The sequence below is a fragment of the Stenotrophomonas sp. KH_036_B genome, assembly GCF_057839485.1.
This window is the reverse complement of record NZ_CM174491.1, coordinates 634054-647761: the sequence shown is the minus strand read 5'-3', so window position 1 is coordinate 647761 and position 13708 is coordinate 634054. Positions and strand designations below refer to the sequence as shown.

Annotated in this window: 12 protein-coding genes, 1 pseudogene and 1 riboswitch; of the genes and pseudogenes, 7 read left to right on the top strand and 6 right to left on the bottom strand. The window is 69.6% G+C overall.

Translation table 11 applies throughout. From position 1 onward, the window contains the following. Positions 1–60: 60 nt before the first annotated feature. Positions 61–1536 (bottom strand): sensor histidine kinase, encoded by a 1476-nt coding sequence (locus AC3ITN_RS02905; RefSeq protein ID WP_489392021.1) that lies wholly within the window; start codon positions 1534–1536, stop codon positions 61–63. Next, complete coding sequence (locus AC3ITN_RS02900; RefSeq protein WP_489392020.1) at positions 1533–2258, bottom strand: response regulator transcription factor; 726 nt, start codon at positions 2256–2258, stop codon at positions 1533–1535. Before AC3ITN_RS02900 ends, AC3ITN_RS02905 begins: the two co-directional genes overlap by 4 nt. A gap of 146 nt (positions 2259–2404) precedes the next feature. Between AC3ITN_RS02900 and msrB the strand changes: the two are divergent. From msrB to AC3ITN_RS02880, 4 genes and pseudogenes are all read left to right on the top strand, one after another. After that, positions 2405–2957: pseudogene (msrB, locus tag AC3ITN_RS02895) on the top strand (peptide-methionine (R)-S-oxide reductase MsrB); the annotation flags it as partial. 21 nt (positions 2958–2978) lie between these two features. Further along, entirely contained in the window at positions 2979–4751 is a 1773-nt protein-coding gene (locus tag AC3ITN_RS02890) for a cytochrome c biogenesis protein DipZ (protein WP_489392866.1), read from the top strand. Between the two features lie 14 nt (positions 4752–4765). Further along, positions 4766–5503: a peptide-methionine (S)-S-oxide reductase MsrA gene (gene msrA, locus AC3ITN_RS02885; RefSeq protein WP_489392019.1), complete on the top strand. Its 738-nt coding sequence runs from the start codon at positions 4766–4768 to the stop codon at positions 5501–5503. A gap of 89 nt (positions 5504–5592) precedes the next feature. Next, entirely contained in the window at positions 5593–7023 is a 1431-nt protein-coding gene (locus AC3ITN_RS02880) for an aminotransferase-like domain-containing protein (protein WP_489392018.1), read from the top strand. Between the two features lie 3 nt (positions 7024–7026). Here AC3ITN_RS02880 and bioD read toward each other — a convergent pair whose 3' ends face one another. After that, a complete protein-coding gene (gene bioD / locus AC3ITN_RS02875) occupies positions 7027–7710 on the bottom strand; it encodes a dethiobiotin synthase (protein WP_313348150.1) in 684 nt (227 codons plus the stop codon). 119 nt (positions 7711–7829) lie between these two features. Here bioD and AC3ITN_RS02870 point away from each other — a divergent pair, with 119 nt between their 5' ends. After that, positions 7830–8312, top strand: coding sequence for a GAF domain-containing protein (locus tag AC3ITN_RS02870; RefSeq protein ID WP_313348152.1), 483 nt, complete (start codon positions 7830–7832; stop codon positions 8310–8312). Next, complete coding sequence (locus AC3ITN_RS02865; RefSeq protein ID WP_313348154.1) at positions 8309–8662, top strand: TfoX/Sxy family protein; 354 nt, start codon at positions 8309–8311, stop codon at positions 8660–8662. Before AC3ITN_RS02870 ends, AC3ITN_RS02865 begins: the two co-directional genes overlap by 4 nt. 140 nt (positions 8663–8802) lie before the next feature. Here AC3ITN_RS02865 and AC3ITN_RS02860 read toward each other — a convergent pair whose 3' ends face one another. Continuing rightward, the gene (locus AC3ITN_RS02860) at positions 8803–9384 is read right to left on the bottom strand and encodes a histidine phosphatase family protein (RefSeq protein ID WP_489392865.1); all 582 of its coding nucleotides are present in this window, start codon (positions 9382–9384) and stop codon (positions 8803–8805) included. A gap of 174 nt (positions 9385–9558) precedes the next feature. After that, a riboswitch (cobalamin riboswitch) is annotated at positions 9559–9783 on the top strand. A 120-nt stretch (positions 9784–9903) separates the two neighbouring features. On the opposite strand from AC3ITN_RS02860, the gene btuB reads away from it, so the two are divergent. Next, entirely contained in the window at positions 9904–11745 is a 1842-nt protein-coding gene (gene btuB / locus AC3ITN_RS02855; RefSeq protein ID WP_489392017.1) for a TonB-dependent vitamin B12 receptor, read from the top strand. Between the two features lie 154 nt (positions 11746–11899). Here btuB and gph read toward each other — a convergent pair whose 3' ends face one another. Together gph and AC3ITN_RS02845 are read right to left on the bottom strand one after the other, a co-directional pair. Continuing rightward, a complete protein-coding gene (gene gph, locus AC3ITN_RS02850; RefSeq protein WP_489392016.1) occupies positions 11900–12550 on the bottom strand; it encodes a phosphoglycolate phosphatase in 651 nt (216 codons plus the stop codon). A 194-nt stretch (positions 12551–12744) separates the two neighbouring features. Further along, the gene (locus AC3ITN_RS02845) at positions 12745–13647 is read right to left on the bottom strand and encodes a LysR family transcriptional regulator (protein ID WP_489392015.1); all 903 of its coding nucleotides are present in this window, start codon (positions 13645–13647) and stop codon (positions 12745–12747) included. Positions 13648–13708: the final 61 nt, after the last annotated feature.

The window sequence follows — 13708 nt, the reverse complement described above, 5'->3', positions numbered from 1 at the left end:
GGCATCATTGCACCGCTCAGGTGTGCGCGGGCCCAGTGTCGGTGGTCGCCCTGTCGAACGTCATGCACGTGCCTTCGCGACGGGCAGCGAGAACACGAACAGCGCGCCTTCGCGGCTCTCCAACAGGCGGATCTCGCGCTGGTGCAGCTGCAGGATCCGATGCACGATCAGCAGGCCCAGCCCGCCGCTGTCCGGGCGCTGGCTGCCCAGCGCCGGCGGCGTGTGGAACAGGTCCTCGCGCCGCGCCGCCGGAATGCCCGGGCCGGTGTCGGCCACGCTTACCTGCACCTCGCCCTGCGCCGCCTGCAGCGTCACCGTGATCCGGCCGCCTTCGGGGGTGTGCCGGATCGCGTTGTCCAGCAGGTTGGTCAGCACCCGCTCGATCAGCGCCAGGTCGGCATCAACCGGCGGCAGGCCGGCCGGGATCTCCGCCGCCAGCGTCTGCCGGCGCGCCTGCGCGGCCAGCTCGAATTTCTGGAACACGTCCTGCACCAGGTCGGGCAACGAGAAGGCCTGGCGGTCCAGCACCACGCCGCCATGCTCCAGCCGCGCCAGCTCGAACAGTGCCTGCGCCAGACGCCCCACCTTGTGGCTCTGCGACAGCGCGATGGCCAGGTAGCGCTGGCGCTCCTCCGCGCTCAGCGTGGCGTCCTTCAAGGCCAGTGTTTCGAGATACCCATGCAGCGAGGACAACGGCGTGCGCAGGTCATGCGAGATGTTGGCCACCAGCTCCCGGCGTTGCAGGTCCTGCTGGCGCAGTTGCTGCCACTGTTCGCCCAGGCGCTGGCCCATGTGCCCGAAGCTGTGCTGCAGGATGGCCAGCTCATCGCGCTCGCCAGCGCGCAGCGGCGTGGGTGGCAACGCCTGCGCGGGTGCGGCGGCGTCCACGTCGAACGACTGCACGCGTCGGGTCAGCTGGCGCAGCGGCCGGGTCACCCAGCGGAACGTCACCGCACCGGCCAGCAGCCCGATGCCCGCCACGATGGCCAGCGACCACAGCGTGGTGCGCAGCGTGGCGTTGGCGGCGATGTTGGCGGCCAGCGCCTCGCGCTGCTCGCCCACCAGCACCACGTAGATGTAACCGGCCTGGCGGCCCTGCACGAACAAGGGCGCGGCGTTGAACACCTTGCGGCCGTTGGCGCTGCGCGGATCGTCGCCGAGGATCGGCAAGGGCGCATCACGCAGCAGCGCCTGCACCGGCGCCAGGTCCACCCGGTCGCGCTTGAGGTGGCCACTGGGCGCGTCGTGCCCCAGGATACGGCCCTGGTCGTCGAGCAGGTACACCTCCACGCTGGGATTGACCGCCATCAGCTTGCCGAACAGCGCGCGTACTTCGCCATTGCGCATGCCGCCGCCATCCATGAGCTCGCCACTGCGCGCGATGTGTTCGGCCAGCCCGCGCGACAACCGTTGCACGGTTTCCTGCTCGTGCACGGTGGTGCTGCGCATCTGGATCCACATCAGTGCGCCGCAGCACACCAGCAGCAGCGCGAAGAAGGCCACCGACAACCGCTGCGACAGCGTCAGCCGGATCATGCCGGCGCGCCCTCGCCGCCCTCGACCAGCTTGTAGCCGCGCCCCCACACCGTCTGGATGCGCTGCGGCGTGGCCGGATCACGTTCAATCTTGTTGCGCAGCCGGTTGATGTGGGTGTTGACCGTGTGTTCGTAGCCGTCGTGCTGGTAGCCCCAGACCTGGTTGAGCAGGTCCATGCGCGAATACACCTGGCCCGGGTGGCGCGCGAAGAAGTAGAGCAGGTCGAACTCGCGGGGGGTCAGCTCCAGCGCGCGACCCTCGACCTGCGCCGTACGCGCGACCGGGTCGATGCGCAGGCCGGCCACGTCCAGTTCGCCGGCATCGATGCGTGCGTTCTGCGCCATGGCTTCCACGCGGCGCAGCAGGGCCTTCACCCGCGCCACCAGTTCCAGCATCGAGAAGGGCTTGGCCAGGTAGTCGTCGGCGCCCAGCTCCAGCCCCAGGATGCGGTGCACCTCGCTGGCACGCGCACTGGTGATGATGATGGGGGTGTAGCGCGCCATGCCGCGCGCGCGCCGGCAGATCTCCAGGCCGTCCACGCCGGGGAGCATCAGGTCCAGCACCAGCGCGCTCCAGGACTGCTCCTCGAGCAGGCGCAGGCCCTCGTCGCCGGTGGCCGCATGGGTGACCTCATAGCCCTCGTCGCGCAGGTGCATGCGCAGCAGGTTGGCGATGTGGACATCGTCCTCGACGATCAGGACACGCTTGGCGCTGCTGCTCATTGGACCGGTGGCAGGGGCAGGAAGGTGGACGCATTGTCGGCAAATACGACCCTGAATGTGTCACGGAAAATTTAACCCTGCGTGAGGATTCGTTGATCGGCCGAGGCGCAGCATGGCCCCATCGTTTCCAAACCGGGAGATAGGCCATGCGCTGTACCCGTCGCAGACTGCTGGGCATGGGCGCCATCGGCGCCGCCGCCGGCCTGTTCGGCCTGACCGCGTGCAGTGGCCCGGCACCGGCAGCACCGGCGCCCACGCGCCGTTTCGAGGTGATGCGCACCGACGCCCAATGGCGCGAACAGCTCAGCCCGGCGCAGTACGCGGTGCTGCGCCAGCAGAGCACGGAGCGGCCCTTCAGCAGCCCGCTCAACAAGGAACACCGGCGCGGCACCTTCACCTGCGCCGGCTGCGCGCTGCCCCTGTTCTCTTCGTCCACCAAGTTCGACAGCGGCACCGGCTGGCCCAGCTTCTGGGCCCCGTTGCACGACGCCGTCGGCGAGGACCGCGACAGCACGCTGGGCATGCTCCGCATCGAGGCGCACTGCCGCCGCTGCGGCGGCCACCTGGGCCACGTGTTCGACGACGGCCCGCGCCCGACCGGGCTGCGTTACTGCATGAACGGTGTGGCAATGCAATTTACCTCGGCGTGAAACGCCACCGACGCGTAGTGCCGGCCGCTGGCCGGCAGGCGTTTCCCCACCACAGCTGAAAGGATGCTCCATGTTCCTGCTTGTCCTTGCCTATCTGGGCGGCGTACTGACCATTCTCAGCCCGTGCATCCTGCCGGTGCTGCCGTTCGTGTTCGCCCGCTCCGACCGCCCCTTCCTGCGCAGTGGCCTGCCATTGCTGGTCGGCATGGCGCTGATGTTCGCCGTCGTCGCCAGCCTGGCCGCGGTGGGCAGCCAGTGGGTCGCACAGGCGAACCAGATCGGGCGCTGGATCGCGCTGGTGGTGATGGCGCTGTTCGCGCTGGCACTGCTGTGGCCGGCACTGGCCGACCGCATGCTGTCGCCGTTCCAGCGGCTGGGCGCGCGCCTGAGCGCATCGGCCGACGCCGCCACTGACGCCGGCCGCGGTGGCGCGGGCGCTTCGCTGCTGATCGGCGTGGCCACCGGGCTGCTGTGGGCACCGTGCGCCGGGCCGATCCTGGGCCTGATCCTGACCGGGGCGGCGCTGCAGGGCGCGAGCGTGGGCACCAGCGGCCTGCTGCTTGCCTATGCACTGGGCGCGGCCACCTCGCTGGCGCTGGCCATCTGGATCGGCGGGCGGGTGTTCAGCGCGCTCAAGCAGCGGCTCGGCGCCAGCGAGTGGATCCGCCGCGGGCTGGGTGTGGCCGCGCTGCTGGCGGTGGTCGCCATCGCGCTGGGCTGGGACACCGGGGTGCTGACCCGGCTGTCCACGGTAAGCACCGCGCGTCTGGAGCAGGGCCTGCTGGACGCCCTGCCCGGCCAGCAACCCGCTGCAGGCAGCGCGATGATGGCGGCCAATGTTCCGGCCGGCGCCCCACTGCCGGTGGAAGGCACGCTGCCCTCGCTGGCCGGTGCCACCGGCTGGCTCAACAGCCCGCCACTCACCGCCGAGGGCCTGCGCGGCAAGGTGGTGCTGGTGGATTTCTGGACCTACTCCTGCATCAACTGCCTGCGCGCGTTGCCGTATGTGCGCGAGTGGGAGCAGCGCTACGGCGACCACGGCCTGGTGGTGATCGGCGTGCACGCGCCGGAGTTCGCCTTCGAGCGCAACCTGGGCAACGTGCAGCGTGCGGTGAAGGACCTGAAGATCGACTACCCGGTGGCGATCGACAACGAGTTCGCGATCTGGCGCGGCTTCAACAACCGCTACTGGCCGGCGCATTACTTCATCGATGCGGAAGGTCGCATCCGCGCCCATCACTTCGGCGAGGGCAACTATGCGCAGTCCGAGCAGATCATCCGCCAGCTGCTGCGCGACGCCGGCCACACCCTGCCCGACGAACCGGCGCAGGCAATGGCCATGAGCGGCGCCTCGCCACGCGACGGCGTGGAGCTGCAGGCGGACATGCGCAACCTGAAGTCGCCGGAGACCTATCTTGGCCACGCGCGGGCAGAGAACTTCGCCTCGCCGGGCGGACAACGCCGCGACCAGGCGGCCGACTACGCGCTGCCCACCACGCTGGCACTGAACCAGTGGGCGCTGGCCGGGCGCTGGACGGTAGGCAACGAAGACGCGCAGCTGCAACGTGCCGGCGGCCGCATCGCCTTCCGTTTCCATGCCCGCGACCTGCACCTGGTACTGGCACCGGGTGAGGACGGCAAACCGGTGCGCTTCCGCGTGCGCATCGATGGGCAGGCGCCCGGCGCGGCGGCCGGCGGCGATGTGGCTGCCGATGGCAGCGGCACGGTCGACGAACACCGGCTGTACCAGCTGATCCGCCAATCCGGCGACGTCGGCGAACGCACCTTCGAGATCGAATTCCTCGACCCGGGCGTGCAGGCCTACGCCTTTACCTTTGGTTGAACCAGGAGACGCAGATGCGACTTTCACTCGACAAACTGGTGGCCGGCGTCATCGCCGCGGCCATCGCCGCACTCATCGTCGGCGGCGTGGTCAGCCTGGATGGGCCTGCGCACGCCGCCGCCGCCGAAGCGGTGGTCGCGGTACCGGCGCCCACCGGCGCCGCCAATCCGATGCTGCCCGGCAAGCGCGCGCAGGTGGTGTTTGCCGGCGGCTGCTTCTGGGGCGTGCAGGGGGTGTTCCAGCACATCAAGGGCGTGGACAACGCCGTCTCCGGCTACATCGGCGGCAGCCGCGCCGACGCCGTCTACGAACGCGTGGGCAGCGGGCGCACCGGTCATGCCGAGGCGGTGCAGGTCACCTACGATCCCAGCCAGGTGAGTTATGGGCAGTTGATGCAGGTGTTCTTCTCGGTGGCGCACGACCCCACCCAGCTCAACCGGCAGGGCCCGGACCGCGGCACGCAGTACCGCTCGGCGGTGTTCGCCGATGATGCCGCGCAGCGCGACGCCACTCGTGCCTACATTGTCCAGCTGCAGAAGGCGCGCGCGTATGCCGCGCCGGTGGTGACAACGGTGGATGGCGGCAAGCCGTTCGTGGCCGCCGAGGGTTACCACCAGAACTACCTCACCCTGCATCCGGAATCGATGTACATCCGCATCAACGACCAGCCCAAGGTGGCGGCCCTGCAGCGGATGTACCCGCAGCTGTACCGGGAGAAGCCGCGGTTGGTGTCGACGTTGTCGGCGCGTTGAGAGAGCCGCGTACCCGTCAACCCTACCCGCTTGCCGGCAACCCAGGTACAGCCCAGGATATCCGTGATTCGCAGGGTTACAGATCTCCCATGGCCGCCAATCTCTACCAGTCCCTCGCCGATGAAATGGCCGATGCCATCCACAGCGGTCGCCTGCCCGCCGGGGCGCGGCTGCCATCGCTGCGTGGGCTGGCCGCGCAGCGCCAGCTCAGCCTCAACACGGTCATTGCCGCCTACCGGCAGCTGGAGGACGCCGGGCTGGTGATGCCGCGGCCCAAGGCCGGGTTCGTGGTCAGCGCGCGCCTTCCCGAGCCGACCCGCTCGCTGCGCCAGGCGCCGTCGCTGGCCACCACCCAGACCCAGCAGCTGATGATGGCCCGGGTGCTGGCCGCCCAGCAGCAACCCGGCATCGTCGACCTGGCCTTCGCGGGGCCGCGCGGTGAGCGCTTCTACCCGGCCACGAAGCTGGCGCGCGCTACCGTCCAGGTACTGCGCCGCGCGCCGGGGATGGTGCGCACCTACGCACGCCCCAACGGCGCGCGGCGGCTGCTGGACCAGATCGTGCGGCGCGGGCCGCGGCTGGGCCTGCACACCACGGTGGACCGGCTGGTGCTCACCCATGGCGCGATGGAAGCCCTGCAGCTGGCGTTGCGCGCCGTCACCCGCCCGGGCGATGCCGTGGGCATCGAGGCACCGTCGTATTTCAACCTGTACCCGCTGCTGGGCAACCTGGGCCTGAAGGCGATCGAACTGCCCACCGACCCGCGCGAAGGAATGGATGTCGACGCCGTGGAAGCGCAGCTGGAACTCGGCGCACTGGCCGCCATCGTGGCCATGCCCAGCGTGCACAACCCGCTGGGCTGCACCATGCCGGTGGCCGCCAAGCAACGCCTGGCCGCGCTGGTGAACCAGTACCGCGTGCCGCTGATCGAAGATGCGGTGTATGCCGAGCTGCAGTTCCAGGAGCCGCTGGCGCCGCTGCTCAAGGCGTTCGACGAAGACGGCTGGGTGATCGTGGTCAACGGCTTCTCCAAGACGCTGGCGCCGGATTACCGGATCGGTTGGCTCGATGGCGGGCGCTTCGCGGCGGACATCCAGCTGCTCAAGTTCCAGTCCACCGGGGCCGAATCGCAGCTGCTGGGCGAGGCGGTCGGCGCATTCCTCGAAGCGGGCAGCTACGAACACCACCTGCGCGGGTTGCGCCGGCTGTACCGCGAACAGGTGCGCCGCGTGCGCGCGCTGGTCGCCCAGCACTTCCCGCCGGGTACCCGTGCCACCCAGCCCAGCGGTGGCTTCCTGTTGTGGATCGAGCTGCCCGCCGGGGTGGATGCCGGTGTGTTGTTCGAACAGGCGCTGGCCGAAGGCGTGGTGTTCATGCCCGGCCAGGTGTATTCGCGCGGCGCGCGCTACCGGCACTGCCTGCGGCTGTCGTGCTGCCAGGACCTGGACGCGCGGTATGTGGACGCCGTCGCCAGCGTCGGGCGGCTCGCCAGCGCGCTGCTTGCGCAGGCGCGCGGGTAGGCCTCAGCCCAGCAGGTGCCGCGCCAGCTGCGCCGGATCGGCGCCCGGCGCGTACGGCAGGCGGCCCCAGAACGGCAGCGGTAGGCGCGCGCGCAGCAACGTCACGTTGTCGTCGATCCGGTCCATCTGCGGGTCCACCTCGTTGGCGATCCAGCCGATGCAGGTCGCGCCGCTGGCGGCGATGGCCTGCGCGGTCAACCGCGCATGGTTGAGGCAGCCCAGCCGCAGTCCCACCACCATCACCACCGGCAGCTGCAGCGCGTGCACCAGGTGCGACTGGTCCAGCGTGGTCGACAGAGGGGCCAGCCAGCCGCCGACGCCTTCCACCACCACGGTGTCGGCCTGTGCCTGCAGGCGCGCGAACGCCGCCTCGATCGGTGCAAGCGCCAGGGTCACACCGGCCGCCGCGGCCGCCAGCTCCGGGGCCAGCGGCAGGGGCAACGCGTACGGGTTGAGGTCGGCGTAGGCCGGGGTGGGGTCGCTGGCCGCCAGCAGCGCGGTCGCGTCTTCGTTGCGCAGGCCTGCAGGCGTCTGTTCGCAGCCACTGGCCACCGGCTTCATGCCCACCGCGCGGACCCCGTGCTGGCGCAGCGCGTGCAGCAGGACGCAGCTGCTGAAGGTCTTGCCGATGCCGGTATCGGTACCGGTGATGTAAAGCGCGGCGGGCGGGGAGGCAAGGGTCGTCATGGCCAGGCCGGTGGACAGGGGGCCGCCATTATCGGCGCTGGCAGGGCGGTGGCGCACCGGCACCGCTGCGTTCCGTGGCCGGGCGGTCCGGTGTGGGCTGCGCTTGCTAGACTGCGGCCATGTTCACTACCTCCACGCTTACCGGCAGCAAGCCGGAACAGTACGGCCAGCTGCTGGCCCAGGCCCGCGCCCTGGTGCACGGCGAGCGCGACCGCATCGCCAACGCGGCCAACCTTTCGGCGCTGGTGTACCACGCGCTGCCTGGGCTGAACTGGGCGGGTTTCTATTTCTTCGACGGCACCGAACTGGTGGTGGGTCCCTTCCAGGGCCTGCCGGCCTGCGTGCGCATTCCGCTCAGCAAGGGCGTGTGCGGTGCCGCTGCCTCGCAGCGCATCACCCAGCGCATTGACGACGTGGATGCGTTCCCGGGCCACATCGCCTGCGATTCGGCGTCGCGTTCGGAGCTGGTGGTGCCGCTGGTGAAGGGCGACACCCTGATCGGCGTGTTGGACCTGGACAGCCCGTCGCTGGCCCGCTTCGACGCCGAGGACCAGGCCGGTCTGGAAGCGATCGCCGCGGTGTTCGTCGAGGCCCTGGGATGACCGCCAAGCTGCGCAACATCGGCCCGAAGAGCGCCGCTTGGCTGCGCCAGGTCGGTCTGCGCACGCCCGAGGAGCTGACCGCCATCGGCGCGGTCGCTGCCTTCGTCAAGGTCAGGCGTGCCGGCTTCAAGCCCAGCCTCAACCTGCTGTATTCGCTGGAAGGCGCACTTCGGGACTGCCACTGGCAGGAACTGCCCGAAGCCCGCCGCGTGGAACTGGTGGCCGAGTACGACGCGATCATCGCCGACAAGCCGCTGAAGAAGGCACCGCCGGCCTCCGGACCGGTGTATGACCGGACGGTGGTCAGCGATGACGCGCCATTCGAGCAGGACCAGGACGACGCGCCGTAGAGCCACGCCCTGCGTGGCCGTTTTCCGTTCGGGCGCCGCGCAGCCACGCAGGGCGTGGCTCTACCATCTGGCACCGCGCGCAGCCACGCAGGGCGTGGCTCTACCATTTGGCACCGCGCGCAGCCACGCAGGGCGTGGCTCTACGTTGGCTGCTGGAGCTCCAGCAGCTCGCCCCACAGCTGGCCGTCCTCGCGCTCCACGCGCAGCTGCAGGCGCGTGCCGTGGTCGATACGCAGCGCCCAGCACATCGCCATCGGCAAACCGCAGACCTGCGACAGCACCATCCGCAACGGACCGCCATGGCTGACCACCAGCGTCGGCACGGGGTCGGGATCGTCCAGCAGGCGGTGCAGCGCGCGCGTGATGCGGCGCTCGAAATGCCCCCAGCTCTCGCCATGCGGTGGCGGGTTGGCGTGCGGATCCAGGTGGAAGGCGGACAACGCGTCCATCGGCAGCGCATCGAGTGCGACGCCATCCCAGTCGCCGAAGTCCAGCTCCTCCCATTCCTCGTCGGCGATCACCTCCAACCCGCGCGGCAGGGCCAGCGCTTCGGCGGTGTGCACTGCGCGCTGGCGCGGCGAGCTCAACAGGCGCTGCCAGGGCAGCCCGGCGTAGCGCTCGCACAGCGCGTCGGTGCTGCCTGCCTCGAGTGGCGCGTCGCTGCGTCCATCGAGATGGCCGTCGCGACCGGTGCTGGCGTGCCGGACCAGGTCCAGGATCATGCCGTTGCCCCGTGGCGTAGCGCTGCAGGCCACCGCAGGGTTCCACGGCCAGGCCGGCAAGGGTGCTGCAACCACGTCTGTTTCATGGGAACCCCTTCGTAGAGCGAGGCGCATTCTAACCGCTCGGCCTGCGTCGCTCCGCCGCAGGTTGCCGCGGGTGCGGGGCTTTGCTCTACACTGCGCGCACTTTCAGGTGACCTGCGGCGCATGCCGGCAGGTTGAAACGGGAAGCCGGTGACGCAACAGGGCCCTGCCCACTGCCAGCCCGGCACTGCCCCCGCAACGGTAAGCGTGGAAACCAGGCAATACGCCACTGTGCTCACGCATGGGAAGGCGCCTGGTGCGATGGTCCGCCATCGACCCGCGAGTCCGGAGACCGGCCTGGAAGACGACTGGTTGCGATGCGGCGGGCATGGCGGCGGCAAGCGGCGCCGTGCGCCCGCCCACCGTCCGATGCCTCCGTTGACACGACCTCCCCTACCCTTGCCGCGCGGGCGTGCGCGGTGCATGGAGTCAACGATGACGCTTCAGATCCGCATTCTTTCCCTGGCCGTGCTGTCGGCATTGCCCCTGGTCGCTGCCGCGCAGGACGACGCGACCGCACTGGACCAGGTCCTGGTCACCGCCACCCGCACCCCGATCGCCCTGCAGGACAGCATCTCGCCGGCGCAGGTCATCGACCGTGCCGAGATCGAGCGCAGCCAGGCGCCGTCGCTGCAGGACCTGCTGCGCGGCCGCGCCGGCATCAACCTCAACAACAGCGGTGGGCTGGGCAAGCAGAGCTCGCTGTTCCTGCGCGGCACCAACTCGGCCCATACCCTGGTGCTGGTGGATGGCGTGCGCATCAATACCGGTGACCTGGGCCTGGCGATGATCCAGGACCTGCCGCTGGCGCAGATCGAACGCATCGAAATCGTGCGCGGCCCGCAGTCCAGCCTGTACGGCGCCGACGCCATCGGCGGTGTGATCCAGATCTTCACCCGCCGCAATGCCGGCGATTTCGCCCCGCACCTGCAGCTGGGCGGCGGCAGCAACGGCCTGCGTGAAGCCAGCGGCGGCTTCGGCGGTACCGGCGCGCGTGGCTGGTTCGGCACCGACATCGCCTACCAGCACACCGACGGCATCAATGCGTGCCGCGGTGATGCGGCCACCTTCGCCGGCTGCGGTGCCGATGAGCCCGACCGCGATGGCTACCGCAACCTGTCGATGAGCCTGCGTGGCGGCTACGCGCTGAGCGACACGCTCAACGTGGAAGGTACCGCGCTGCGTGCCGAAGGCGAGAACCACTACGACGGGTACTACAACTACTCGGAAACGCTGCAGCAGGTGCTGGGCGGCAAGCTGCGTTACACGCCGAGCGAGCGCTTCAACCTGACCGTCAATGTCGGCCGTGCCGACAACGAATCGGACAACTACAACGACAGCACCTGGCTGGGTGCGGCGCAGACCCACCGCGACAGCGCCTCGGTGCAGGCCGATGTCGGCATCGCCGACGGCCAGCTGCTCAGCGCCGGTGTCGACTGGAGCCAGGACAACCTGGACGGCAGCAGTGCCGGGTACCTGGTGGACAGCCGCGACAATACCGGCGTGTTCGTGCAGTACCAGGGCCGCTTCGGCGCGCACCACCTGCAGGCCAGCGTGCGCAACGACGACAACGAGCAGTTCGGCAACCACACCACCGGCAGCCTCGGCTGGGGCATGGAACTGGGCGGCGGTTTCCGCCTCAACGCCAGCTACGGCACCGCGTTCAAGGCACCGACCTTCAGTGACCTGTACGACCCGTGGAGCGGCGTGCCGGGCCTGGACCCGGAGACCTCCAAGAGCGCCAACGTCGGCATCGCGCAGCAGGGTGACAGCTGGCGCTGGGGCCTGGATGTGTACGAGACCCGCATCGACGACCTGATCACCTACGATTCCACCACCTTCATGATGTCGCAGGTGGAGAAGGCGCGTATCCGCGGTGCGGAACTGACCGGTTCCATCACCGTGGCCGGGTTCGATCTCAACGCGCAGCTCAGCCACACCGATCCGCGCAACCGCACCGACGGCAGCGCGCAGTTCGACAACTGGCTGGCCCGCCGCGCGCAGAACACCGCACGCCTGGACATCGACCGCAGCGTCGGCGGCTTCCGCGCCGGCGTCACCGCGTTCGGTGCCGGCAAGCGCTACGACAATGCAGACAACACCGTGCGCCTGGCCGGTTACGGCACCGTGGACCTGCGCCTGGAATACGCGATCAGCCGTGACTGGTCGCTGCTGGGTCGGGTCAGCAACGTGTTCGACCGCGACTATGAAACGGTGGCCTGGTACAACCAGCCCGGCCGGGAGTACCGCCTGAGCGTGCGTTACCAGCCGAAATGAGGTTGAGGGGCGCACGACCAACGGTTGTGCGCCGTCTCCTGCACGGTGGGTGCCGCAAGGAGCGGCGACGCCGTTCCTGACGTCGCGTGCGACGGCCCGAAGGGTGCCCGCCGAAGGTGGGCATACCGCAGGTCGGCACTTCCGTCGCCTCGCGTTACAGCCCCGGCAACTGCCGCAGGTCGTCCACGACGGCCACCGCCACCACGGTGTCCAGATCCAGCCCGCGCGGATACCCGTAGCGCACCAGCGCTACCGGCATGCCCGCGTCGACGGCGGCGGCGTAGTCGGTGATTGAGTCCCCCACCATCAGCGCGGACGCCACTGCAACCCCGAAATGGTCCGCGATATGCCGCAGCGGCGCACCGCTCGGCTTGCGCTCGGGCAGCGAATCGCCGCCCAGCACCTGCGCGAAGTAGCCCTGCACGCCCAGATGCGCCAGCAGCGGTGCCACCAGCGCCGAGGGCTTGTTGGTGCAGATCGCCAGTGCCACGTTGCGCTCGCGCAGTGCCTGCAGCGTCGGCACCACGCCGTCGTACAGCCGCGGGCTGCGCAGCAGGCACGCCTCGTAATGGCGCATGAAGCCGGGCATGACCCGATCCAGGTCGATGTCGCTGTGTGCGGCGGTGAATGCCTGTTCGACCAGACGGCGCACGCCGTCGCCGATCCAGGTCAGCACCGTGGCCTCGGGCACGCGCGGCAGCTGCCAGTCCTCCAGCGTGCGGTTGAGCGCCTCGGCGATATCACCGGCGCTGTCGACCAGCGTGCCGTCCAGGTCGAAGATCACCAGTGGATAGGGATAGGTCAAGGGACACTCGCTTTTACAACGTGGGGACGATGATTGTAGGCCGCGCACTGTGTATCCGCGCGCATCCAGAGATTGCGCAGACACGCATGGCGTGTCCCTACGCGCAATGCCCGCTGCCCATGCGTGTCCCGCGCAATCCCGGCCGCGTAGCGACACGCCATGCGTGTCCCGCGCAATCCCGGCATCAGGACGCGTCAAATCCGCGCCACGAACTCCGGCGCCGCAAACCGCTCCACCAGGAAATCCAGGAAGCTGCGCATCAACGCCGGCAACTGTCGCCGCGACGCATACACCGCGTGGATACCCATGCCTTCCACCTCGTAATCGGGCAGCACTTCCACCAGCTCGCCCGACCGCAGCAAGGGCGCGATCTGGTAGGTGGGCAGCATGGCGATGCCCGCGCCCGCACGCACCGCTTCCAGCAGCAGCGACGCCTCATTGGCGCTGATGTTGCCGCCCACCGCCACCGCGATCGCGCGCCCTCCGCGTTGCAGCTGCCACACGCTCCTGCCCACGTAGTGATGCGTCAGACAGTTGTGCGAGGCCAGCTCGTCGGCGCTCACCGGCGTACCCCGTTCGGCCAGGTAGGCGGGCGCCGCGCACAGCACCGAACGGCACGGCGCCAGCCAGCGCGCGATCAGGCTCGGGTCGATCGCGCGCGAGATCCGCACCGCCACGTCCACCCGTTCTTCGACCAGGTTCACCACGCGGTCCACCAGCAGCAGCTCCACCCGCGTGAGCGGATGGCGCCGCACGAACTCGGCCACCGCCGCCGCCAGGTGCAGCTGCCCGAACGACACACTGGCGGTGACCCGCAGCAGCCCATGCGGCTCGGGGTTGTCGCTGGCCACTTCGCCCTGCAGTTCAGCGCCGATCGCCAGCATCTGCCGGAACCGCAGCAGCGCGGCCTCGCCCGGACCGGTCAGGCTGATCCGCCGGGTGGTCCGGTGCAGCAGACGCGCGCCCAGCCATCCTTCCACCTGGGCCAGGTAGCGCGTCACCATCGCCCGCGACATGTCCAGCGCCTCGGCGGCCGCGGTCAGGCTGCCGCGCTCGGCCACCTCGACAAACACGTTCATGGCGGTAAGACGGTCCATTTGATCGATCCGCGCAACAAATTAGGCCGTTATACGCGGTTTTTCGTCCGGTTTCAGGCGC